Below are 23203 nucleotides of genomic sequence, written 5' to 3'. Positions count from 1 at the left end.
AAACATCAGCCGCCAGCGTTAACGGAAAACGCTCGCAAACACATTAGTTTAGGCTGAGATCTGTATGCCCAGAAACGGGCAAGGAAAAACTTACTTAGCGTAAGCCTTAATCGCGAAGCCCAACATCTTGGTAGTTTCGATTGCATAAAACATATTGAGCCTCCTTTGGCTGAATGAGTAGAAATAGAAGGTTGATCGAATATCAACAGAGCGCGCACTTTAATTCGTAATGTGACTTTTGGCAAGCCTATTTTTCGAACAAATTTGTAACTTCTGCAAAACGCTTAAGATACAGTTTATGAAATGTAATTAACTGAAAGACTCGGCACGAAAATTAAACCGGCTCACAGGTAAGATTTTCGAGGCCAACATGCCCTACCAGACCAAAGGCCTGATAGGTATTTTCAATAGGTTTGCGAAAACAATATTTCCTGACTATGCGTTTAAGTTTAATTGCCGTCTTTCAAAAGATCTTTGATCGACGTTGATTTACTAGGTTTTAGAATTTTATCCGTTGAGGGTTTGTCGGTTTTTTTAGTGGCCTCATTAGTAGGCGCTCGCTGTGGCCCGCTGGGCAAGATAGCTGCCGTGGGTGCTTGGTAACCTGCGGGCTCAGGCATGCAAACGCCGGTGCCGTTGGGCTGCTGAACGCAAACCGTACCGGTTACACAGCGGGCACGGGTAAATTGTTCTTGTGCGTCCACTAACACCACTTGATTTCGGCCATCGCAAATTTGCGTGCTTGCCGCGCCACGAAAAATTCCGTGAGTATTTAGATTACAGTCTTCATCGTGATCATTGCTGTCTGCAATTTCAACGTTACCCGGATAGCGATTGGCATCGTTATCATCACAGTCATCGCCGCCGCAACTAGCCGCTAAGTGCCCATCGCCATCATTATCTGGACAACTCACGGCGCAGCGATCAGTTTCTTCGTTACAGGCAGTTCCGCTGCCGCATGGGGCTGCAGCCAGCACACAACCGCGCGGGTCTGCGGCGGGATCACCCGGCGAACACAGTTCAGGGCCATTGCAGAACCGTCCGTCATCACAACTAGCGTCTGAGGTGCAAACACCCGACTGCCGAACCTCTGGCCGGATAGCACCAAACCAATAGACTTGATCATTCTCAAGACGAAAATTGTTCGCAAACCCTACACTTACCACACGATTGCGAATGAACGCGGGCAATGACTCGCCCGATTTAGATTTAACCACTAGGCTACTAATATCGACGTCGTCCTGTTCTTGCATTATATCGCCATGGCTGCCATGCCATTCAACGCCCATGCGGGTAACATCGGCATACCGAACTGACGGAATTACCGACACTTCTATTGTGCGTTCACTGTTGCCGGGCCATTCCGCTCTGGAGCGATTTAAATCAAACTTGCGTGTGCTACCGTTATTCATTTCGAACACCAATAGCAACTGACTACCGCCGCGCGCACCATCGCCACCGAGCGTAACCGTTACGGTGAGGCCACTGGTTTCACTAATGCCGTACCTCGATACCGGCACTGTCTCTTGAGCAAGTAGGCTAAAGGTAGAAAACACCCCAACTAAGCAAAGCAAGTAAATTATTGGACGCGACATGGTAGGGCTTCCCAAAATTTTGAGTCGTTAAATAGATTGCAGAGCAGTTAAGACCGCGCGACGCCTATCGCTATTTTGCGGCGTTTCTTTAGTTTCCTCGGCATATTGCAACGCGGTTTTATGTTCCGGGCTGGTTTCAGCAGCATTTGCACCCTTGCTAAGCAACAGGCGCACCGTACTTGGCTGCAGTTTTCTTGCGGCCAACATCAAGGCCGTTTTGCCGTGCGCCCATACGTTCGGGTTCGCGCCGAGTGCTAAAAGTGTTTCTACATGCTTAGTTCGATTTTTTTCTATGGCCGCCATCAATGCCGAATCAGATCCTAGCTGTTCGGCTGAAACAGTGTTGGCTTGTGGCGATTGACGCTCGCTCTCCTTCAGCATTTTAGCGCCGAGGTTTTCACCAGGTGCTTGCTCTAGCGCACCCGCCGCTACCAATAGTTTTATCATCGCCGAGTTATCTTCCAACGCTTGCGCCGCCAAATGAAGTGCATCTAGGCTGGCCAAGGACGTTTCAACACGCAGCTTGGCACCTTTGGACAACAAATATTTTGCAACGTCAACATGACCTTCGCTGGCGGCTTCCATCAAAGGCGGGCCAGGGTTAATGCCATACACATTGAGATTGGCGCCGGCTTCGGCTAGGCGTTTCACTTCCGTTAAATCGCCTTTGCGCGCGGCCAATCCAATTCTACTTTCTGGGCTGTTTGCAGCGGCCTGCATCGCGTTTAGTTGCCCCTGCATCCGCTCCTGCATCGCCGTCGATTCTCGATCGCTTGGCCTCGATAGCGTTGACATTTCCGACTGCACGCCAGAGGAAAGCGCCTCCATCTCGCGGCCAATAGCTTCTACGCGCGCCATATCACCCTGCGCTTGGGCTTGCATCATTTCATTGATGAGTTGATTCATTCGGTCGGCATTTGGCACCGCCGGTGGGTTAGACAGGCTTTGCATCGCCACACCCAGCAACACTACTGCGGAAAAATAAACACGGCATTTCATGGCCCACTCCATTACTAAGTAGACGTTATTTTTCCAACGCGTTGCGCGCACTTTCAACGGACTGCGCCAAAGCGCTGATTTTTGGATTATCGGGCAAATAAATAATAGCCACGCTGGCCCCCTCGTAAATCGCATCGCGCTCGGCTGGGGATATCATCACTTTATTTTGGTAAGGCTTACCCGCGCTGTCTTCAAAGCTGTAGCGTAAAAAAGACCTACGCATACCCGTGGCACCCGTATGCCCAATCACCTTGTTGGCGATTGCGGTGGCGGGCACACCATGGTCAACCAACCGGCGCATCTGCAAACCCCTGCGGATAACGAGCACCACCATGGCAATAAGTATTAGGCCCATACCTAGCAATATCGATGTCATTAGAGCTCCCCACTATGGAGAAAAATTGGTGCCGGCCAGCTGCCGTTTCTTATCAACTGCAACGGCTAATTCGCCAAACATACACCACAACGCCAACGAATGCTTTACAGCCAAAAGACTGAGAAAGGCAACGCTTGACTGAGAAAATTGTATGACCTGGCGGCCAGTAAAAATCGAACCGTCGATGCATCCAGCCCTATTCAGGAGTGGGTGACGCGACATTCGATGGGGTAATGGTGGTGCTGTAGGAGGCGGGTTCAACTCCCAGAACGGGAGCTGAATTGGTTTACCAAACCAGTGCTTTCACCTGAGCCAAACCCTTGCCTGCAAATGTCCTCAATAGCTTGCAAACTCTATTGCTTCGAGCGTTCATGGCCTCCCGCAAACAACAACGAGGTGAGCGAAATGGAAGTGTTGCATATGAACCAGCGGCAGCTGGCCAACCGATGGGGAGTCAGTGAAGCCTGCCTTGAGCGTTGGCACTCTGAAGGCATTGGCCCGCAACTCCTGAAGCTGCGCGGTCGAGTGCAGCAGATCCGCTTTGCACCGTCGGCGTAAAGATCCTGCGGTCGATACAACGCATTGTCAGCAATGGCGCGCATTATTCGGCCACGCCATTTTCGCCAGCGTCATAATCAGTTTTCCAATCGGAATGTTGTATTTGATAGCCCATCGCTTTGTATCCTTTCTCGCGTTTATTAAACATACGATGCAGCATTGGTAGGGATACATCAACGTAATCAAATATCGTAACCAGATCTTTGCCTTCTACCTCGCGATGGATCCTTCCTGCGTATTGGGCTAGTGAACCTTTCCAAGCTATGGGCATTGCCAGAAATAGTGTGTCGAGCCGTGGCAGGTCGAACCCCTCACCAACGTACTTTCCAGTGGCAACGACAGCTTGGGCGTCAGACAGTCGTTCGGTAGCGGATTTACGTTCATTGGCTCGCATTGCCCCTTTCAGGATAACCGAGTCAAAACCTTGATCAGTCAGTAATTGGTTGATGAGCTCTGCATGCTCGCGTCGTTCTGTGAGCACTAGAGGATGTCTATCGTCTACTATTTTAGCGATAACATCGTCGACGATTTTTCGGTTACGTTTTTCATCTTCCGCCAACCATCGGTAAATATCAGAAATGCGCGGCCGCTGCTCTGAATGTGCCAATTCAATTGGCGGTTGGCTGTAGATTTGGGTAACAACTACTCGTTGTTCGAAGCGCTCTGAATGGTCAGGCTTAACCTTGTGACGTATCGGACCCGCCGTCATGAAAATGATTTTTTGATGACCATCCTGCCGGTCTGGTGTTGCTGTTAATCCAAGAACATATTTCGCGCGCACTTCATTCAGCACAATTTCAAATCGCGGCGCTGAAATATGGTGACACTCATCCACAATGATATGGCCATAGTCCTGTATCAGCGGATCCACAGTGTTGTCATTTTTGTTGATAAGGCTCTGATAGGTGGCGATGTCTATCTGTCCAGTCGGTTTTTTCTTGCCTCCTCCTATCGTGCCAATTTCTGTTTCTGCCAAGAACGCATCCAGGCGCTCTTTCCATTGATCAAGCAACTGGCGACTATGTGTAAGGATCAAGGTATTGGTCTTGCGTTTGGCGATGACTCCAATAGCGGTTACTGTTTTTCCGAAAGCCGTAGGTGCATGTAGAACTCCAGTGTCGTGTTTGGTTATGGCGGTCACTGCGGCGGATTGGTTTTTTCTGAGTGTGCCGAGAAATTTGAGCTTTTTCAGTCGCTCTCCAGCATCGCGCTTGTCGTCAATTATTGCCGTAATTTTGTGTTCATCCAGTAGCTTCAATGCCTCTTCAAGGCATCCACGCGGTATGGATAGATAACCCTGGTCAATGCGGGCGCAAGTAATATATCTGGGGATCCTATGGGTTGAAAACCGCATTGCCTGAGTTTTAAAGAATACAGGATTGGAAAAGCTGGCCAATCGCTTGAGCCTAGCTGCTAGCGGTGCAGGCAACTCATTGAGCTTGAAGTAAATATGATTTGCCAGCGTGATGATAACCTGCTCGGGACAGTTATTGATCTTCTCAGGCTTGATTTTGGCACCCTATTCCCAGGGTGGCCGCGAATCGATAATTTCTTGCTCGATCTGCTTCAATGCATCAGGCGCCAGAATTGCGATCAATTCGGTCAATCGTGCTAGCGAAACCGTTGCTATTTGCTTCAATTGTTGCCACTGGTCGACGAAGGGTTCCAATGCTTGATCGACAAATTGACTGTTTCCGCTCTGCCTCACCTGCTTCTGCAGCGGCAGCGCGATGAGGTTGCCAAAACCACCTTCCGGCATTATGTCCTGATTGGGAAACAATCGGTCATAGGATTCGAACGATAAATTTGGATGAATCTCCATCGCCTTGTCGAGCAGCCCAAATCCCAACAACCTGGCATCGCGGGCAGATACCGCCTCAGAAAAGAAAACCCAAAGGTGAGCGCCATTACCCGATCTTGAAATCTCTACCAAGTGAGGAATGTTGTATCGCCTGCAAGCTTCAGACATGGCTTTTACCGCGTCTTGCCAACCATCTTTGTCGAAATCTGCCGCTAACAAATGGCAGGTATTATCTGGCAAAAGCGGATAGAGCCCGACGATATGTTTGCCAGCCAAATGGTCGTAAATCGCTTGGTCGTCTAGTGCTTTGTGCTGTCGATTCGGGCACTCGCTACATTTAATGTCTGGCTTTTTGCAGATGCCAGGCACCCACTCGTTGTGGCAAGCAACAGAATAACCACTGCGACCTTTCGAGTTTTGCCATCGAGTCGCAAATACATCTGCTCGGCCTTTAAAAAGCTGCTTGAATAGAGCGACTTTTTGTTTGACGGTAAGTGACTCAAATGTTTGTGTTTCGATTACCGGACTTGTCTTTTCCTCTTCGCATAGCACTACCAAAGAATCACGCTTTGCTTTTAAATTTTTGAGCTATTCCTCCAGTTGGGTAATTCTCTGGATTATTGATTGAAGCTCTGAGCTCGTTTTACTTTCAGCGCCATTCATTGGCTGCCATCCAGTTTTTATCAAATGGTTGGCCGGCGCACGTGGCGTCTATGATAGGCCCAAGAAAACTTGTTAATTGAACGACGATATCGGAAAAATCGTTTGGCAAATACTCTTGATTAATGCGACGGCAAAAAGCTGTCCACTGAACCTGTTTTTCTTCGATGAATTGTGCTTGGAAAGCGACGATATTGTCTGACGGGACTGTGCCGCGCTGTTTAAATGTAAGCTGAATTGCTTTCGCCAATTGACTGCCATTGAAGTTAAATTGCCGGGAGAGCAGCCAGATATCATAGAAGTCCTTCATCCGGCTGTTCAGAATTCCGAGCTTGACCATCGCTTCGAACTTCTCCGCAATGGCGCTCTCACGGCTGTAGCAGAGTAATCTCGGAGCAGTGAAGTCGAGCATTGTCGGCAAATCACATTCTTCCGGGCTTGGGTGCACAATATCACCGAACCCAATATCACACTGCATATTAATTCTGGCTGAATCAATAGTGCCGCGAAACCTTATTCGAAGGCCCTGATAGTCTGCATCCTCTTTGATGCGTTCAGATTGAATTGAGTCAACGTCGAATCTCAAACCGTCAGGCTCAACCGCCAAGTTAAGAACTTCAGTTATCTGCGACACGATATTGGCTTCATCATTGCTGGTTTTCCCCAGCATATCGATGTCCATCGTTGGCCGGCCCTCGATTTTTGAAGACAGAGGCGATTCCCAAACACGCAGCATCAGAGCACCTTTAAGGATGTAGTGCTTTGAGTGGGCTGATTGGGACAAGCGATATAAGAATCTTTCCATGGCATAGTATTGGAGCAATTCGGCAAATGGCCGCTTATCAGTTCTTGCACGGTTCAGTAACTTTTGGCGTACCGAGGCTGCGATATTTTTAGTTGTGTTCATGGCACACATCCTTGTGTACCACCCTCAGGGGCAGCCTGCGGCTGTGCAAAATTTCTATTCTGAAATTTTGTCAAAGGGTGGCCTCTAAGTAGGGGCGCATGATTTTTTCTACGCGGCAGACTCTTGCATACATTATTAGTTTTTCAAGATTGAATGTTTTGCGCGCTTTATAGAATTTCAGTGCTTCCAGCACTATGTCCATTCCGACCTTGTTTCTGAATTTAAAACAGTCAGCTAAAGTCTTTTCTGGGCAGTACACGCTGATTGAAACACCATCAATCTGATGCGTTTCAACCCCGGCTTTCAGTGCTGGTTCAGAAAATCTGTGCACTGTTATTGGTGGATAATCAATACGAGGAGTTTCCGCGCCTTTTGGTATGGCAATAGAAACCGCATGTGGAATTTGGGTGGTGATATCGTGATAAGCCAGTGCCGACACGAGGCAAATGACGGCTTGGGGAACTCGCTTCGCAACTATCACAAGATCTGGATCAGATATTTGCTCCAGATCCGTAAGGCGATAAAGACCGCGCGATAGAACCTCTAGCTCACCAGCATCCCTAAGCTGATACAGCGTTCGAGGATGGATCCCTGCTTGGATTGCATCCACTGTTCGAATAGTGCCCCCCATCTCTCGGATGGCATCAAGGGCCTTATGGCAGGCTTTGCTTGTTGCGGGCATTCTCGTCACGGATAACAAAACCTATAGATAAAAATATGTATAGGTAATACTATCCAGCTTATCAGAAATCGGCAAGTAGTGAATTATCATGGGTATTGCCCCGCAACAGGGCTAACAATCTGCCACGTAACTTGCTCCCCGACCCGCAAGATTACTCGTAATGTTGCAAAATGTCGGCAATTATCAGCATTTGCCGACGTTTAGTTACAGGTGATGGATTTAAAATTGTCACGATACTGAAACCCAGTGCTTAACAATCGTCGACTTCAATCCTTATGCTTTTCCCGCTGCTGGGACTACAGCCTTGGCGGCTCCACCACCAAATCAAACAGGGTGATATTGGGTGGTAAGCAATCATCCAGAATGGCCTCGACGATATCCGGCGACAAGGTGGTCAGGTTGCCCAATTTACCAATCAAACTTCTTCGTTAAGTCAGAAAATAAGCCATTGAATCTAAAGAGTTCTTTGTTCTCAGGTCAAGGAAATTGACTTAGCGTGATCGGGAAGCTCTGAGCGTATGTACGCTAAGCCGTCCTAGGCTTAGCCCCTTCGAGCGAAAGCGGTACAAAATGTTCCAAACATTTTGACGGCCATTCAGAGACATATTCATCGGGAATGAATTTGAACAGCTTCAGCTGGCCCCGATGGGGCGAGGGCATGGATAGCCCGAGTAACAATTGCCGGCAGAAGTCCGCGATTACAAGGGTGGCGAAGTCCGTAGACCCTTGCCCTGATCTTGTGAAGAGCAGGCCTGTGGCGCGGGGTGCAGGCATAAAAAAAGGTGAACTGAGATCAGTTCACCTTTTTAATTTGATGGAGCCGGGGCGGTCCGATGCTTCGGGGATTTGTTCTCGCGCTTCCTGCGCGAGCCCGCTTCGCGGCGACCTGAAGGTCGACCTAAATTGTTCCCGACAATTTAGTGAACCCAAGGGGCTCTGCATACTCCTTTTTCCCCAATAAAATTAAAACCGTCGAACCGTCGATGCATCGAACCGTCGAGCCCTTTTCAGGAATAGGTGATGCGACATTCGATTTAGTATTAGTAGAGCGTGAAAGGTCCTATGTTTCGGGATTTCATTCAGGCCATCCCTGGCCTTCCCCCTTCGAGGCAGCTCCTAAAGTCGCTGTGCAAAAGTGCTTTCCTCCATTTTTGTGAACCCGACTTTGCAAGTCGAAATCCCCCCGGCTCCACCAATACCCACATATAAAAAAACCCCACCTTTTCAGGTGAGGTTTTGTGGGTATTGGTGGCCGGGGTCAATTAAATACTAATCATAACCTATTGGTTTAAATAGATTTATGTCAGGATAAATCAGGATATACCGTCATTATTACCGTCTATTGGTCGTTATTTGTCTATTTCAGACGCCGGTTCAGTTCCTCTATTGTTTCAGTTCGCCAAACTCATCACCAAAACAACTCCCGTTAAATCACCTTCAAACACCTCAAATTAGAACCACAAAGGTCAGCTCTACTGTCGCTAGAATTTACACCAAAGAGTTTTTACAGCACATACTTTCTTCATAACTAATTGTTTTTAATCGAGTTCTCATTATAGGTATAAATTTTGCCTAATGTTTTTTTGTGCCCTACATTCCGTTTTCGAATATAGAGCCAAACCGGTTCATGGGAAATTTTAAATGATGAGCTACTTATAGGCGTCATAAACTAAGGGATTATAAACTTGAAAATAATAAAACTAATTGGAGCTATGATCGCTCCACTGTGTGTGACCACCGCACTCGCCTCCCCTATCTTGAAAATTGACAGTAATGGTCAGCTACTTGGAGCTACCGGAGTTGTGGTATTAGGTGGGTACTATGACGTAGATTTCGTCGATGGATGGTGCACAGGGTTATTCAATGGATGTGACGAGCCCAGTGACTTTCAATTTAATACCTCGGACTCAGCGGTCGCAGCCTCACATGCGCTCGCCGATCAAGTATTTCAAGGGATCTTCGACGACGAGCACACCCTAACTAACGGCTGTGATGCTAGTGATCAGGGGTATGATTATGACGTAGGTTGCTTCATCATGACTCCCTATGGTAATTCTGAGTCGGGTTATAGTCTTTATAGCTCAGCATTTCAAAATAGATCGTCCACTTATGGGCCTGATGGCTTTGTTAGGGGAATCATCTACGATGACAGCACTAATTCTGCCTCCCTATCAGACGGGTACTACGCAGTATTTGCGATGTGGTCCAAAAGTTCAGTTAACGTTCCTGAGCCAACCTCAGCCATATTATTACTGTTAGGCTTAGCTGGGCTTTTCGCGTCAAGAAGAAAGCAAAGGAAGCCCTAACTCACTTGCCCAATTGGAACTGTATTTAATTCGATAGCAAATGGGGAAGAAAAACCCTGAACATTAGAGCTCTTTCGAGAGTTTTTTGCTCTTAAGATGCACTAGTTTTCTTCCCCAAAGCCCGACCAACGCTTAACCAAACTTTCAGCAATAAAATAAGCATGGGCATCTCCAACAAATTGCACCTCTAGCCACGCCTCCGCACGTGAAATGCTCGTAAACTTACACCTATCAAAATAAGCCTTAAATTTATCGCCGTGCCGCTTAATCTTTTTATTAACTCTAGATCCTGCAATGATCCAGTAAATAATGTGTACTAATGCTGGAATATGCCGCCCCTCTCGCCTTAATACGTCAGCCATAATTTCTGAAATGGTGGCATCAAGGGCGATGGATTGATCGAAGGTAAAGCCACAGTCGCTGGCATGCTTGATAAACTCATCTTTCGCAATGCACAGGTGCTTCCACGCCGCGTTATAGTCGCCCTCCTTCATATGGCGCTCACCAGTCTTCCTAGCCTCAACAGCTGCCCATTGGTGATCGTCATAGCTAAGATCTTGTGCAGGCGAATCGTGAACAATAGTTGCCGTCGATTGCTGATTCGGCCTCCTGCGAAATAAGTTAATAATCTTCCGAAACACAATAATCCCTCATTTTTGGTCGCCAATAGATTTCATGCTTATTCTGCTAGCAGCATAGTCCTTGGTCTGCTCAGGCCGATACCCTTTCCCCCGGCCTTTCGCCAAATAAGAAATTCGGTAGATAGCGGCCTGCTGCTTTAGCTGGTCATCGCGGTGAAAGTGATAGTAGCAGTTGGCCGGCGTGTACTGGGAGCCATCCATAAAACTCCATATTTCTCGACATTTTTGGTTTATGTAATGGGCTCGGTTTACCTTGTGGCCGTCCAGCACTAAGAAGGCGTGGTAGTGCTGCTGCTTTGCCTTTTCCAACTCTCGCACCCAGCCGTAGGCAATGCGCTTGGTATCGTAATGTCTTTTGAGATGAGCTATTAGCCGGGCAAGAAAAGTACTTACCCTGTTGTTGTCTGGGTACTTTGAATATTCCCTTAAATCAACCCGCACAACTAGCACGCGACTATGGTGGCTCAACATCGCTTCCAGCTGCCCTACAAAGCGTTTGAGTATCGCCGTATAGATTCCACTAGGCTTGCTGTTTACTTGCCATATCCGCTCGCCCACTGCGATGTAATCCGCATAGCTAATGTATTTCATAAACTTCGATTAGATTAGATATTAAGAAAAACCTAGCACCCTGTAAGCGCCCACTAACCCCGAGAGTTTCCGCACCAGTACGCGCGTAGTTGTCGCGAAACACTTTAGGGGCTCCGAAAACCCGATAATCAAATCCGTATCAATCCAAGACGGTTTACTGGGGTTTCGATTGTCGGCAATGGCTTACAAAAAAGGGGCACTAGGCCCCAATTCATTTTTCAGTTGTTGTAACCCGTTTAACCTCCGGCGGGAGCGACTCACAATCCTCCGCCCTGCCACCCAAAGCCAAACGTTCGGCCTCTTCTTTTGACGCCGCCATTACCGTAAAGATGTGCGACTGAACTGAAGTAACCTCTACTTGAAATACACTCATATTGCGCCCTCCCACTTTCCAGCCCTAAGGATATATCGAGCAACATGGTGGCTGCGCCCTTGATCATCCTGCTGACTAACGCGATGACTTTGAATGTTCCTCCCTTCCTGCCATCGAAGCTCAAAAGCACGAGCGGCGGGCGCAAGAATATTAAGCTCAGTTCTCGCCTCAAGGGTGGAAATTCCATCATCTCCAGCCAACTCTAGCGCGCGCAACAACCTCCGCCTTTGGGCGTTGCTGCTCGTATCATTTAGGTTTTGAATCAAGAGGTTATTAACATTGGTGGGTGCATATTCTTTCATGACTACACCTCCCCGCCTTTCCCTGCAATGAAGGCTTTTATTTCTTCGACCTTCCAAGCGGTGACTGTTTTAGAAAGTTTAATACCTTTTGGCGCTTTTCCTTGGGCACACCAAAGCCACCATGTGGATTTTGCTACCGGAATAAATTGCAGTACTGTGCTTAGTCGAACGAAACCGGTACTAGGTAGATCTTTTTGGATTTTGCTAATCATATCGGAACTCCATTGGTTTGACCGATACGATCTTAGATTGAGAGCTCACTCTACCCAAAGGACAAATAAAACAGTTTATTGTCCGCCGTCTCTATACCCCCCTCGTTTTAACCACCTTCGGTAACTCCTAACAAACGAGTCATCATCGATAAATCTAATCTCTTCGTTATCGATCATATTTCTAAGGAACAAACGCACATGCTCAACAAGCGGCATAGGATTTGCGACTTGAATTTCTCGAAGCCTGTCCTCGTGAAAGTAAACGAATATAGAGGCCTTCTTCCTTCTGGCTGCGTAATTTCCCCCCTTCTGTTTTACAGCTCCGAAAAATACATCTTCAAGCGTAAGCCTCCCTCCGGCTAAAAAATAAAGCTGGAAACATTTAGCCACAGATAGCAAAATTTCAGGTTCAGGAAAACTGCCTTCCTTAGCGGAGTTCAGGAAGCTCTCAACTGGAGTTAAAGCAGTGTCTATAGCCTGATGATACATAGCTTGCGCTTCCAAATCAGGCTTGAAATTTCCACGAAGCCTAACCCACTCCTTTACGATATTATCCAAGCTTTCTAGATCAAATGGTGAACAGCTATCGTAATAACTATGTCCAACATCGTAATATTTAAAATCAACACCAAGCTGCCTTAATAGACCATCCGTAACAGATGTACGATCATCGCTATACAGCCTGTACATCATATCTTTCACCCAATCAAAGGTATTGAACCAGTCAGACGGGAAGCCCGCCTCAATTAACGAAAGTAGCGAATGCGCCTCTTCAGAATTAGATTCATTTAACCATTCTTCGTCATCCTCATCTGCCTCTTCCACATCGCGTAAATCTTCATCTTCGTCTTCTTCTGCCTCTTCCACATCGCCTAATTCTTCATCTTCGTCTTCATCCAAGTCTTTATCGAGGTACTCACCAACTTGGCCAAATCGCCCCTTTTTATCGATACCGTCATCCTTTGCCATTTAGCATAACCCTTCTAAATAATCAGCCCACGCCTGCATCATTTCAGCACGCTGCGCTAGATATTTGGTTCGGTTGTATGCTCGCCCATTAGCGTCCTTCACCGCGTGCGCCAACTGCGCCTCAACCCATTCAATGCGATACCCCAACACCTCATCTAAAAGCGTTCTGGCCATCGCCCGAAAGCCGTGTGGTGTCATCGTGCTGTTGTCGTAACCCATCGTCCTGAGCGCGGTTCTAACGCCGTTTTCTGACAAGGGGCGACTTGCACCCCTAGCACTAGGGAACACATATCTAAATTGACCCGTAAGCGGCTCTAGCTCCTCTAGGATAGCCAGCGCTTGATTACTTAGCGGAATAATGTGCGGCTCTCGCAACTTCATCCTTTCGGCAGGTATTTCAATGCGCGCTTCCGGCCAATTAATATCTGCCCATTCCAACTGCCTTAACTCACCCGGGCGACAAAACAATAGGGGCGATAATTGAAGCGCTGCCTTAACGACCGGCGTACCTCGGTAATCGGCAATTGCGCGCATGAGGTCGCCAACTTCAGCAGGCGTGGTAATGGCGGAAAAGTGTGTTTCTTGCGGGGTCTTTAACGCGCCTTTAAGGTCGGCGCTCGGGTCACGGTCGGCGCGCGAAGTAGCGATGGCATAACGAAAGATTTGACCAAGGGTTTGCTTGGCGCGGTGCGCTGTTTCTATTGCGCCTCTGGCCTCAATTTTTTTCAGCACCCCCAATAACTCGGACGCGGTAATTTCAGCGATAGGTCTTTTACCAAGATATGGCGCTAAGTCTTTTTCAATTGCTCTAGTGGTTCGATCTTGGTGACTCTTTGAGCGCGTAACCATTCGCACCTCAAACCACTCGCGCGCAACACGGGCAAAACTGTTTTCCGCTGCATCTGCTTGGCTACCCTTTTCCGCTTTCTTTGCGGCCATTGGGTCTATGCCGTGGGCAATTTGTTTGCGCACCTCTAGGTGAGCGGTTCGCGCTTCTAGGATTGAATATTCTGGGTAAGTTCCGTAGGTATAGGTTTGACGCCTTCCCTGAAAGCGATAGTCATAGCGCCAAGACTTGGTGCCACTCGCGGCAACATAGAGGTATAACCCCTGAGAATCAGTGATTTTATTGGGCTTGGATTTGCTATCCACTTGCTTGGGTTTGGCCGCTCGGGCCTTAGCATCACTTAACAATACCGACTCCTTTTGACGGTATTGGCTTGGCGACTCCTCCAGATACCGTAACTAATACCGTCCTACGAGGTAAGATTAGACGGTATTGCATTGGACTACAATGGAGTTAGTATAAAGCAAAAACCCCGCATTTAGCGGGGCTCTTGGGTCTTTCTCGGATCGTTTTAGATCCTTAATTGGTGGAGCCGGGGGATTTGAACCCCCGTCCGCCAGTACTCCGCCGTCAGCTCTACATGTTTAGAACCGCTTATTGATTTAGCGAATGACAGCCCAGCGGGCGAGACGTCAAACGCGATCCTGATAAGTTTTAGTAGATCCACCCCAGGCAGGCTTCACGACGATCCAGTTCTATATGACAGTCTTTAACGCGGTACTGGCACCTTGTTAGAGACCGCTAGGGGCGAACCCACTAGAAGTGCTTCACAGACCGCTTACGCGGCTAGTTGAGCACCGTAGTTGTCATCGTTGGCAACTAATAGTTTGCAGCTTTGGATTTACGTGATTGGCTACCCTCACGACATGCACATCGGGTTTTGTTACCGGCGTCGAATCCTAATCGGCCCCTTTTCTGCGTGTAATGGCGCTAAGCTGCGTTGCCCGGCGGTCACTAAACTGCTCACGTACTAATGTACGCGCGGCAATTGCTCCTGCATTGCTCTAATCTGCTACGTCCTGTAGCGATCCGCTTTTAGTGCCTTGGGCGCCTTGCCTATCACCACTGCACTTGAAAAGTTTCTTTCTACGTACCTGCTTTAGACACAGAGTTGAGGTGTCAGTTCAATGGTTTGTGCACTGGGTGCATTCACACATTTCACTTTGCCTGCCGAGCCTAGAACAACGCTACGTTGAAAGATCTTTCCTTTCGCCACCACGTGGCTGAAGGAAGAATTTGTCTGCTGCTCTTGCGAGCGGTCAGAAGCGACTAAGTTGTGTCGGTGAGAACACCAAGAGCGCTGGGCTATTGGTCGGCGCCATTTGGCGGCCGGGCGTGGATTATAGGTGCTCCACGTATCTATATCTATGGGCAGCGGCGGCTAATTGCAAGGCTATAGCCACTAAAGGCGTGAAAGGCCGACGAGCAGGCTGGTTTACCTACTTAATCAGGCGACTGGGGAGGTATTCTACTAACCTTATGCGATGCGTATTACAACTCCTCTACTTATGCCTCTAACCGCAACTCTCGTGTCGGGTATGGCCTATTTTATTGCCGGTAAGTATGGTCTCGTGTTGGCTATTCCCCCCGGCTTTGCCTCCGCCGTTTGGCCGGCGTCTGGGGTCGCGCTGGCTGCCATGCTGCTCTATCCGAGAGTCTTTACAAGCATTGGCATTGGGCTGGGCTCTTTCGCGTTGAATTTGGGTGTGGTTGCGGGGGGCTACCAGGGTATTACGGTTGACATGCTTACTCTGCCCGCCAGCATTGCCTTGGGCGCGAGCTTGCAGGCCTATGTTGGCTATTGGTTATTCACTCGCCTGCTAACCAATACCTTATTTGATAGCCCCGTCAGTATCATCCGCTTCACTCTCGTGGTTTGCCCTATCAGCTGTTTGGTTGCAGCCAGCGTTGGGACCGGCAGTTTATCCAGCTTAGGCGTAATAGACGCGACAAATATTACCTTTACTTGGCTAACTTGGTGGGCGGGAGATACCATAGGAACACTGCTGTTTGCGCCCATGTTAATCGTCCTCTGTTCGCGCCAAAAGCGCTTTACCCGCATCAGAAAATGGCAAATTGCGGTGCCAACGGCCGCGATCTTTTTAGGCATAACCCTGCTATTTTATCTTTCCACCGTCAATCAAACAGAAATCGCGCAACGTAATATCGCCGATGCGGCGCGCACTTTCGGCCAAAGTTTGAACGAGCGCCTTAGTATCTCGAAAAACAAGCTGTTAGCTTACAATGCTTTCTTCAACAGTTCGCAGGTTATCACTGCCGCAGACTTCGAAAGTTTTTCAACCTACATTCTAGAAGATGACGACGTTTTCCAAGGCATTGGTTGGACGCCTATTGTCAGCGCAGATAAGCGCCACTTATTCGAAAAGCTCGCACAGGAAGACATCTCGCCTGATTTTGTTTTTAGAGATCTCAATAGTGAAGGGGCGTTAGTAAAATCACCCGAGCAATCTACTTACTATCCCGTATTTTTTATCTACCCGCTGGCGTCAAATAAAAGAGCGCTTGGCTTAAATCTGAGCTCCCTACCCCAGCGACTCCCTCTATTACTGCGAGCCAACGCCACGGGCGAGCCGCTGGCGACGGCGCCCATCACCTTGGTACAAGGTAGCCGCGAACAAAAAGCGATTATCCTCTACCTACCCATTTTCTCGGCAACTCCATTATCTGCCACAAACCCAAGCATCGCGGCAGTAGGCTTTATTAGTGGCGTATTTCAAATGAACGGCTTACTCGACACCTTAGTGGAGCAACTTACCGAGAAGAAATATGGCGCAAGCATTGTAGACATCACCAATTCAGACTCGAGCATCACCCTGTATCAAACACCTCGCCCGCAACTGTTTGGCCTTGAACCGAACACTATACCTCTGGCATTTGGCGGACGAAAATTGGAGGTTACTGTATACGCGGATGTGGAGTATAAGCTCGGATCGAAAGATTGGACAAGCTGGAGCATTCTCACGTTTGGCTTCTTGTTGGCGGCTCTATTTCAAGCATTTATTCTACTCATTACCGGAACCACAGAGAATATTAAATCAGAGGTGGACCGACAAACACTCGAGCTGAATAAAGCAAAAATATCGGCCGAAAAAGCAAACCGCGCGAAAACAAATTTTCTCAATAACATGAGCCACGAACTAAGAACGCCATTGAATGCTGTTATGGGATTTATCGCCTTAACATTAAAAACACCAACGTCAGAAATACAACGCAGCCATTTGAACAAGGCTCAGCTAGCCTCTAGCACATTAATGTCATTAATTAACCACACATTGGACTATTCAAAAATAGAATCCGGACGAATAGAGCTAGAAAACATTAGCTTTAGCCTAACCCATATTATCGACAAGCTAGCGGCAATATTTTCTCACCAAGCGGAGGAAAAAGGTATTTTCTTCCAACTTTCTTTAGATAAAAGAATACCTAGCAAACTCATCGGCGACCCCTTAAGACTAGAGCAAATACTCATCAATTTATGCAACAACGCCATCAAATTTACCAGTAGCGGTGGTGTCACACTGAAGGTTACCAATGAAGAGGTGGATGACCAACACTTAGCCTTAGAGTTTAAGGTGATAGATTCTGGCATTGGCATTGAAGCGGATCAACAAGAAAAGATATTCAGCGCTTTTTCACAAGCAGAAACGGGGATAGAAAGGCTTTATGGTGGAACCGGCCTTGGGCTAGCTATTTGCAAAAAATTAGTTGAAACGATGGACGGAACTATCAGCCTTAAAAGCCAAGTCAATGTAGGCACGCAAATAGCCGTGCAACTTTGCTTTAAGATCGGCGATACAGACCACAACGAAGCACAGAAAATTACATCGGACGATCCGCCAAATAACACCTTAATGGCTGGCATACGTATTTTGTTGGTGGAAGATATACCCACTAACCAAGAGCTAGCAACTTATATACTTGAAGACTTCGGCGCTAAGGTTTTTGTTGCCGAAAATGGCCTAGCTGCTATAGAGTTTCTCAAAGAAAATAATGAGATAGACCTGATCTTAATGGATCTGCAAATGCCGGTAATGGACGGCATTGAAGCAACGAAAAGAATTATTGCAGATCCAAATACCAACCACATCCCCATTATCGCCATGACGGCCAACGCCATTAGCACCGACGTTGACGCCTGTTTAGAGGCGGGTATGCTCGATCATATCGCTAAGCCAATCGATGAGGCAGACCTAGCTAAAAAGGTCATGAAGCATTGTAAATTAGACGGCAAACAAGCCTAGGGCACCTCTAAATAACTCCGGCACCACTCTGCGCGGCCTAGAGCTGTTAGCCGCAAGGCGGGATTCGCAGTTAATGGCCCTAGTCCTTAGCAAGAATACCAACGCCGCGGATGACGGCTCCAGGCCACGCTCTTCGAGGCTTGCAGCAATTTCCGTGCGCTTTGTTGCAACTTCTCGACAGACCCCGGTCTGCCTTCGAAGCTGCGCCGCGCTCACAAAAATTGCTGTAAGCCAGAGAGGTACTGGAGTTATTCAGAGGTGCCCTAGCTTTACCCAACTGTTTGAGGTCAAAGAAAAAAACGATGAACAATTCGCCTAAAAACAGCTAAAAAATCGTAGCGACATCCGTACTTTTCCATGGAGAGTAACGCTGCATTACCCGAGCAAAAACATTAGACCCCAACCAAAAATTCAACCAGCGTTTAACGCACACATAGTCCGCGCTCTCAAACCAAGGCTGGTCGACCATTACAAATTGCCGAACGAATGGAAAAATGCCAATGTCAGCTTGCGTTAACGTAGAACCCAATAAAAATTGGGATACGCCTTGCTTTTGTTGCAACTGCAGTTGCTGCTCTAGCTGCAACAAAAAGACCTCGGCCTCTGCGCGATAAAACTCTGCTGGGTGCTCTGGGTATCGATCTGCGTATTTATAGCGATCTAAGTGTTGTTTGAACTCTACGTCATTTAGGTCTAACCACTGAAGCGCGTCCTGTTCCGCCGCTGCCAATTTCTGGCTACCAGATTGCGATGCTGCCCAAGCCATGATGTCTCGACTTTCATCCAAAACCCGCCCCGAGGGCAACAGCATTACCGGCACAGTACCCTTCGGGGAAATGGCGAGCATTGGCTCTGGTTTGTCTTTGAGTAATATTTCCCTGATGTACACATCAAGCCCTACCACTTTCAGCGCCAACCGCGCCCTCATGGCGTAAGGGCAGCGGCGGAACGAATACAGAATAGGTAGCGATCTTTGCTGTTCAGCCAAAGCACTAAGCCTTTTTATCGATACTGATTTCTATCACTTTGGCATCGCCGGCAAACCACTTCTGCACATACAGGCTACCAATAATGGGAGCCGTACCTTCAGCGGGCACTTCTTTATAGCGCACGCTATTTTTGGTTTCTTTTTCTATTTCAAATTTAACAATCGTTTTACTCATAAAGCCCTCACGCAATGATTTAGCCGTAGTGCTGCACCGGCGTTCCCGCAAGCGCGGCAATATTCAGTAAACCACGAGCTGTAATAGCAGGCGTAACGATATGCGCCTTATTGCCCATGCCCATCAATATAGGCCCAACCTCTAAACCGCTCGCGCACATTTTCAGGATATTCCTCGCGGTACTTGCAGCGTCGGCGTTGGCAAACACCAAAACATTAGCTGGCTCAGAAAAACGGGCATTGGGGAAAATGCGCTGGCGCAACTCAGGATCTAAGGCCACATCTAAGGTCATTTCACCTTCATAAGAAAAATCGACCGTTTTCTCATCCAGCAATTCAATGGCAGAACGCATAGTGCGACCCGAGTTAGACTGCATATTGCCAAATTGCGATTGCGAACACAGTGCAATACGCGGCTTCAAGCCAAACCTGCGCACATGCCTGGCTGCGGCTGTTACGATATCGGCAATTTGCGCCGGTGTTGGCTCCGGGAAAACATGGGTATCAGCAATAAATAGTGGCCCGCTCTCAATTAGCATTAACGATAAAGCACCCACTGAGCGCAGTGAACTGGAGCCAATTATTTGCTCCACATAATTCAAATGCCAAAGGTACTGACCGAAGGTGCCGCAAATCATTGAGTCAGCATCGCCGCGCTGAACCGCCACAGCTGCAATAGCCGTAGCGTTTGTGCGCATGATGGCTTTGGCAAGATCTGGCGTCACGCCTTTGCGCTGCATTAATTGATGGTAGCTAGACCAGTAATCGCGAAAACGATCATCGTGCTCGGGGTTGATGAGTTCAAATTCCACCCCCGGACGAATCGATAAGCCGAAGCGTTCACAGCGCGACTCAACCACCTCTGGCCGGCCAATGAGAATAGGCTTGTAATTGAGCTCTTCAACAACCGCCTGTGTAGCGCGCAATACCCGCTCATCTTCACCTTCGGCAAAAATAATGCGGCGCTGTGCTTGTCGAGCAGCTTCGAACACGGGCCGCATAATAAGCGCCGATTTAAACACAGAGCGATTTAATGTTTCTTTATAGGCGCTTAGATCATCTACCGGTCGCGTGGCAACGCCGGTTTCCATTGCCGCCTTGGCCACCGCGCAAGCAACCGTGGCTAACAGGCGCGGATCGAAGGGTTTGGGAATAAGGTAATCGGCACCGAACTTTAAGCTTTCATCCTTGTAAGCTGCCGCCGCTTCGGCACTGGACGAGGCGCGCGCCAACGCCGCGATACCTTCAACGCAACCCAACTCCATGGCATCGTTAATTTCTGTAGCACCAACATCTAAGGCGCCACGAAAAATAAACGGGAAACATAAAACGTTATTTACTTGGTTTGGGAAATCTGAGCGACCGGTCGCTATGATGGCGTCTGGCGAAACTTCGCGAATAAGATCGGGCATAATTTCTGGGGTGGGATTTGCGAGCGCAAAAATAATGGGCTTTGGCGCCATTTTTTTCACCATATCTTGACTCAACACACCCGGGCCGGACAAACCTAGAAATAAATCTGCGCCGCCTATGACGTCAGTAAGACTGCGTAAATCACTGGCCTGAGCAAAGGCCGCTTTCTGCTCGGTCATTTGGCTGGTACGGCCCTGATAGACCAAGCCATCGATATCACACAGCCAAATATTTTTCCGCTGCACGCCCAACTTCACCAACATATTTAAACAGGCAATGCCTGCGGCGCCACCACCGGTAGACACTACTTTGATATCTGCGAAGGCCTTATTGGCCACTAATAAGGCGTTGGTTACTGCCGCGCCCACCACAATTGCCGTGCCGTGCTGGTCGTCGTGAAACACCGGTATATTCATTCGCTCGCGGCATAGCTTTTCAACAATAAAGCAATCCGGCGCTTTAATATCTTCGAGGTTTATCGCACCAAAGGTTGGCTCGAGGGCGGTAACAATATCGGCCAGCTTTTCTGGGTCGCTTTCGTTTACCTCAATGTCGAAGCAATCAATATTGGCGAACTTTTTAAATAAGACAGCTTTGCCTTCCATAATAGGTTTAGACGCTAGCGGGCCGATATTACCCAAGCCTAGCGCGGCAGAGCCATTACTCACCACCGCCACCAAATTTCCTCGTGCGGTGTAGCGCGTTGCCGCCGAAGGATCTTTAACAATTTCCAAGCAAGCCTCAGCCACCCCGGGCGAATAAGCACGCGCCAAATCCCGACCATTTGCCAAGGGTTTAGTGGCCCTGATTTCCAATTTCCCAGGCTTAGGAAATTCATGATAATCAAGAGCGGGATGGCGGCTGGGTATTTGACGATCGTCTGACATGCTTACCTCTGGGTAACCTAACGCGAATGAAAGTTTCGATTGCATGGTGCAGCCGTGGGTGCAACGTGCTTAATAAAAGGGGGCGATTGCAATCTCAAGGGCAGCAATCATAACATTAGGCTAAGCCTGCGCGCCATGTAGTCAGCCCAGGCAGGTAGGGTGGCGCTATATTTACAGATTGAAATGGCGCAAATGCCCAGCATGGGTGGACATTACCTATAAAAAAGTGGACCAAAAATAAAAGTCCATTTGGTGCTAGTTTTTTGCACCTTCTTGACTCTTGATAGTGCCGGCTATTTTCGCGTGTGATTCACTTAGGTTCAGGGATTTTTGTCGCCTGCCATGCTACTGCTCGCCATTGCCCTGCGCGCTTGACAAAAGTACCGGTATTCAAATAATAGGTTAGCTCGGCGCCATCTTGGCCTGCACTGCTCCCGACCAATTTGAAGGCAACAACCGCTGTTGTGTCGAAGAGCCTTACATCAATATCTTCAGCCGCGTAAGTCTGCGCGGCGGTGCTGTCCTGTTCGGTAGCATCCGCCGGTGCGAAACCTGCCATAATCTCGGCTTTGCCAAAGCGACTACCCGAAGAGCTCGTGTAGATTAAATCCTCTGCCCAAAAGCGATCGTGCTGCGCAGCGCTATCGACACCCTGTAAAAAATGGTGCAATAACTGCGTTAACTGTTCTTTATCGTCAGCAAAGACAGGTTGTGAAAACAACAAGATAAAGGCCATGAATAGGTAAGGTCTGGTATTCATAATCACGCTCTTACTCGGTGGATATAGAAACAGAAAAGGTTACAAGAGGACTGGCAAACACGCGCCGCAAGCGGCATTTAATGTTCAATGGGCGTGAAGTTATATTCCTGATAGTAACGACGGTAGATTTCCGAGTACTCGCCCGAAGCTTTAATCTTTTCCAGACCGCTATTAAACGCGTCGCATAAGGCTTGATTTCTAAACCCCATGCGAGCCAATATCTGAGGAAAAATGTCGTGAACGACTATCGGAAAATCCGCATCATTGGCTGCCGACCTAGCCCGTAACTTTTTTCGCGCATCTAGAAAAATCAAAAGATCACCAACGCTCACATCGTAGCGACCGCCCATTAACATGCGCGCCTGCAATTCCGGCTTCTCTGTTTCGCTGTACCTATCGGCGCTAATAACGCTGGTAAATTCAGGCCCCAGGAATTTACTTGCGCCCTGAAAAGTCACGATGCTGAGCCCGGCCAGATCTGCAACAGACTCAATCGACGGGGCATTAATGGCTGTGGTAATGGCCACATCGCGGTACAGAAATACCGGATCTGTACGGCACCCTTCGAGCTGTATTAAATCAAATAGATTGGTAACGGCATCAATTCGCCCGGCTTCATAACTCGCCCACAGGGCGGTGTTGCCAAAGCCAAATTTATACACGGGCCTGTAATCAGGCATATGTACGAACACGGCGTTAATTAAATCCGTAAATATCCCGGTCTCGCTTTCAGCAATAAAGTAAGGCTCGAAATTACCCATGCCGATAACGATACTTTTCTTGTCCGCACCCTCCGCCCAACCACCACCGGCCGCAAGTAACAAGGCTAAGCTGAAGAGCCAAACGACGGGCCTACACATGTTTTACCTAAACCCCTCGATGTTGTATTTAACAACCACT

At 48.3% G+C, this 23203-nt stretch carries 22 protein-coding genes and 1 other RNA gene; 3 read left to right on the top strand and 20 right to left on the bottom strand.

All coding sequences use genetic code 11. The features are described from left to right. Positions 1-449: 449 nt before the first annotated feature. The 3 genes from QWY82_RS08055 to QWY82_RS08045 are packed head-to-tail and all read right to left on the bottom strand — an operon-like array spanning position 450 to position 2970. Complete coding sequence (locus tag QWY82_RS08055; protein WP_290261174.1) at positions 450-1595, bottom strand: hypothetical protein; 1146 nt, start codon at positions 1593-1595, stop codon at positions 450-452. Between the two features lie 27 nt (positions 1596-1622). Beyond that, positions 1623-2594: an ankyrin repeat domain-containing protein gene (locus QWY82_RS08050; protein WP_290261172.1), complete on the bottom strand. Its 972-nt coding sequence runs from the start codon at positions 2592-2594 to the stop codon at positions 1623-1625. Positions 2595-2619: 25 nt separating this feature from the next. After that, positions 2620-2970, bottom strand: a complete 351-nt coding sequence (locus tag QWY82_RS08045; protein WP_290261171.1) for a DUF3592 domain-containing protein — start codon at positions 2968-2970, stop codon at positions 2620-2622. Between the two features lie 405 nt (positions 2971-3375). Here QWY82_RS08045 and QWY82_RS08040 point away from each other — a divergent pair, with 405 nt between their 5' ends. Then, the gene (locus QWY82_RS08040; protein WP_290261169.1) at positions 3376-3528 is read left to right on the top strand and encodes a hypothetical protein; all 153 of its coding nucleotides are present in this window, start codon (positions 3376-3378) and stop codon (positions 3526-3528) included. 43 nt (positions 3529-3571) lie between these two features. Here the strand turns inward: QWY82_RS08040 and QWY82_RS08035 are convergent, their stop codons facing one another. The 5 genes from QWY82_RS08035 to QWY82_RS08015 all read right to left on the bottom strand — a co-directional run bounded on the left by QWY82_RS08035 (position 3572) and on the right by QWY82_RS08015 (position 7997). Beyond that, positions 3572-4924, bottom strand: coding sequence for a DEAD/DEAH box helicase (locus tag QWY82_RS08035; RefSeq protein WP_290261167.1), 1353 nt, complete (start codon positions 4922-4924; stop codon positions 3572-3574). A gap of 123 nt (positions 4925-5047) precedes the next feature. Next, on the bottom strand, positions 5048-5881 hold the full coding sequence (locus tag QWY82_RS08030) for a TOTE conflict system archaeo-eukaryotic primase domain-containing protein (RefSeq protein ID WP_353958702.1): 834 nt from the start codon (positions 5879-5881) through the stop codon (positions 5048-5050). A 97-nt stretch (positions 5882-5978) separates the two neighbouring features. Further along, positions 5979-6896, bottom strand: a complete 918-nt coding sequence (locus QWY82_RS08025) for a nucleotidyl transferase AbiEii/AbiGii toxin family protein (protein ID WP_290261162.1) — start codon at positions 6894-6896, stop codon at positions 5979-5981. A 70-nt stretch (positions 6897-6966) separates the two neighbouring features. Further along, positions 6967-7578, bottom strand: a complete 612-nt coding sequence (locus QWY82_RS08020; protein WP_290261160.1) for a type IV toxin-antitoxin system AbiEi family antitoxin domain-containing protein — start codon at positions 7576-7578, stop codon at positions 6967-6969. 296 nt (positions 7579-7874) lie between these two features. Next, a complete protein-coding gene (locus tag QWY82_RS08015; protein WP_290261157.1) occupies positions 7875-7997 on the bottom strand; it encodes a hypothetical protein in 123 nt (40 codons plus the stop codon). A 1293-nt stretch (positions 7998-9290) separates the two neighbouring features. Between QWY82_RS08015 and QWY82_RS19910 the strand changes: the two genes are divergently transcribed. Next, positions 9291-9884 (top strand): PEP-CTERM sorting domain-containing protein, encoded by a 594-nt coding sequence (locus QWY82_RS19910; protein ID WP_353958701.1) that lies wholly within the window; start codon positions 9291-9293, stop codon positions 9882-9884. 101 nt (positions 9885-9985) lie between these two features. On the opposite strand, the gene QWY82_RS08010 is transcribed toward QWY82_RS19910, so the two are convergent. The 7 genes from QWY82_RS08010 to ssrA all read right to left on the bottom strand — a co-directional run bounded on the left by QWY82_RS08010 (position 9986) and on the right by ssrA (position 14730). Next, positions 9986-10525, bottom strand: a complete 540-nt coding sequence (locus tag QWY82_RS08010; RefSeq protein ID WP_290261154.1) for a hypothetical protein — start codon at positions 10523-10525, stop codon at positions 9986-9988. 9 nt (positions 10526-10534) lie between these two features. After that, on the bottom strand, positions 10535-11116 hold the full coding sequence (locus QWY82_RS08005; RefSeq protein WP_290261152.1) for a YagK/YfjJ domain-containing protein: 582 nt from the start codon (positions 11114-11116) through the stop codon (positions 10535-10537). 369 nt (positions 11117-11485) lie between these two features. After that, complete coding sequence (locus QWY82_RS08000) at positions 11486-11791, bottom strand: helix-turn-helix domain-containing protein (RefSeq protein ID WP_290261150.1); 306 nt, start codon at positions 11789-11791, stop codon at positions 11486-11488. 2 nt (positions 11792-11793) lie between these two features. Beyond that, positions 11794-12003, bottom strand: coding sequence for a helix-turn-helix transcriptional regulator (locus QWY82_RS07995; protein WP_290261148.1), 210 nt, complete (start codon positions 12001-12003; stop codon positions 11794-11796). A gap of 75 nt (positions 12004-12078) precedes the next feature. Next, the gene (locus QWY82_RS07990) at positions 12079-12972 is read right to left on the bottom strand and encodes a sulfurtransferase TusA family protein (protein ID WP_290261146.1); all 894 of its coding nucleotides are present in this window, start codon (positions 12970-12972) and stop codon (positions 12079-12081) included. Continuing rightward, on the bottom strand, positions 12973-14166 hold the full coding sequence (locus tag QWY82_RS07985; protein WP_290261144.1) for a tyrosine-type recombinase/integrase: 1194 nt from the start codon (positions 14164-14166) through the stop codon (positions 12973-12975). Positions 14167-14343: 177 nt separating this feature from the next. Beyond that, positions 14344-14730: a transfer-messenger RNA gene (ssrA, locus tag QWY82_RS07980) on the bottom strand. Between the two features lie 627 nt (positions 14731-15357). Between ssrA and QWY82_RS07975 the strand changes: the two genes are divergently transcribed. Continuing rightward, a complete protein-coding gene (locus QWY82_RS07975; RefSeq protein ID WP_290261142.1) occupies positions 15358-18081 on the top strand; it encodes a CHASE domain-containing protein in 2724 nt (907 codons plus the stop codon). Between the two features lie 325 nt (positions 18082-18406). On the opposite strand, the gene QWY82_RS07970 is transcribed toward QWY82_RS07975, so the two are convergent. The 5 genes from QWY82_RS07970 to QWY82_RS07950 all read right to left on the bottom strand — a co-directional run bounded on the left by QWY82_RS07970 (position 18407) and on the right by QWY82_RS07950 (position 23163). After that, on the bottom strand, positions 18407-19069 hold the full coding sequence (locus tag QWY82_RS07970) for a glutathione S-transferase (RefSeq protein ID WP_290261140.1): 663 nt from the start codon (positions 19067-19069) through the stop codon (positions 18407-18409). 4 nt (positions 19070-19073) lie between these two features. Next, positions 19074-19244, bottom strand: coding sequence for a hypothetical protein (locus tag QWY82_RS07965; protein ID WP_290261137.1), 171 nt, complete (start codon positions 19242-19244; stop codon positions 19074-19076). Positions 19245-19263: 19 nt separating this feature from the next. Next, a complete protein-coding gene (locus QWY82_RS07960; protein ID WP_290261135.1) occupies positions 19264-21543 on the bottom strand; it encodes an NADP-dependent malic enzyme in 2280 nt (759 codons plus the stop codon). Positions 21544-21853: 310 nt separating this feature from the next. Next, positions 21854-22303: a nuclear transport factor 2 family protein gene (locus tag QWY82_RS07955; RefSeq protein WP_290261133.1), complete on the bottom strand. Its 450-nt coding sequence runs from the start codon at positions 22301-22303 to the stop codon at positions 21854-21856. A 77-nt stretch (positions 22304-22380) separates the two neighbouring features. Beyond that, positions 22381-23163: a substrate-binding periplasmic protein gene (locus QWY82_RS07950; protein ID WP_290261131.1), complete on the bottom strand. Its 783-nt coding sequence runs from the start codon at positions 23161-23163 to the stop codon at positions 22381-22383. Positions 23164-23203 lie beyond the last annotated feature (40 nt).

Origin of the sequence: Simiduia curdlanivorans (assembly GCF_030409605.1) — a bacterium.
Classification (GTDB): Bacteria; Pseudomonadota; Gammaproteobacteria; order Pseudomonadales; family Cellvibrionaceae; genus Simiduia; species Simiduia curdlanivorans.
The sequence above is the reverse complement of the archived record's forward strand: the minus strand, read 5'-3'. Positions and strand labels throughout refer to the sequence as shown.

Coding starts and splice junctions, on each gene's coding strand:
- QWY82_RS08055 (WP_290261174.1), bottom strand. CDS start 1,595: ATGTCGCGTCCAATAATTTACTTGCTTTGCTTAGTTGGGGTGTTTTCT.
- QWY82_RS08050 (WP_290261172.1), bottom strand. CDS start 2,594: ATGAAATGCCGTGTTTATTTTTCCGCAGTAGTGTTGCTGGGTGTGGCG.
- QWY82_RS08045 (WP_290261171.1), bottom strand. CDS start 2,970: ATGACATCGATATTGCTAGGTATGGGCCTAATACTTATTGCCATGGTG.
- QWY82_RS08040 (WP_290261169.1), top strand. CDS start 3,376: ATGGAAGTGTTGCATATGAACCAGCGGCAGCTGGCCAACCGATGGGGA.
- QWY82_RS08025 (WP_290261162.1), bottom strand. CDS start 6,896: ATGAACACAACTAAAAATATCGCAGCCTCGGTACGCCAAAAGTTACTG.
- QWY82_RS08020 (WP_290261160.1), bottom strand. CDS start 7,578: ATGCCCGCAACAAGCAAAGCCTGCCATAAGGCCCTTGATGCCATCCGA.
- QWY82_RS19910 (WP_353958701.1), top strand. CDS start 9,291: ATGATCGCTCCACTGTGTGTGACCACCGCACTCGCCTCCCCTATCTTG.
- QWY82_RS08005 (WP_290261152.1), bottom strand. CDS start 11,116: ATGAAATACATTAGCTATGCGGATTACATCGCAGTGGGCGAGCGGATA.
- QWY82_RS08000 (WP_290261150.1), bottom strand. CDS start 11,791: ATGAAAGAATATGCACCCACCAATGTTAATAACCTCTTGATTCAAAAC.
- QWY82_RS07995 (WP_290261148.1), bottom strand. CDS start 12,003: ATGATTAGCAAAATCCAAAAAGATCTACCTAGTACCGGTTTCGTTCGA.
- QWY82_RS07990 (WP_290261146.1), bottom strand. CDS start 12,972: ATGGCAAAGGATGACGGTATCGATAAAAAGGGGCGATTTGGCCAAGTT.
- QWY82_RS07975 (WP_290261142.1), top strand. CDS start 15,358: ATGGCCTATTTTATTGCCGGTAAGTATGGTCTCGTGTTGGCTATTCCC.
- QWY82_RS07965 (WP_290261137.1), bottom strand. CDS start 19,244: ATGAGTAAAACGATTGTTAAATTTGAAATAGAAAAAGAAACCAAAAAT.
- QWY82_RS07960 (WP_290261135.1), bottom strand. CDS start 21,543: ATGTCAGACGATCGTCAAATACCCAGCCGCCATCCCGCTCTTGATTAT.
- QWY82_RS07955 (WP_290261133.1), bottom strand. CDS start 22,303: ATGAATACCAGACCTTACCTATTCATGGCCTTTATCTTGTTGTTTTCA.
- QWY82_RS07950 (WP_290261131.1), bottom strand. CDS start 23,163: ATGTGTAGGCCCGTCGTTTGGCTCTTCAGCTTAGCCTTGTTACTTGCG.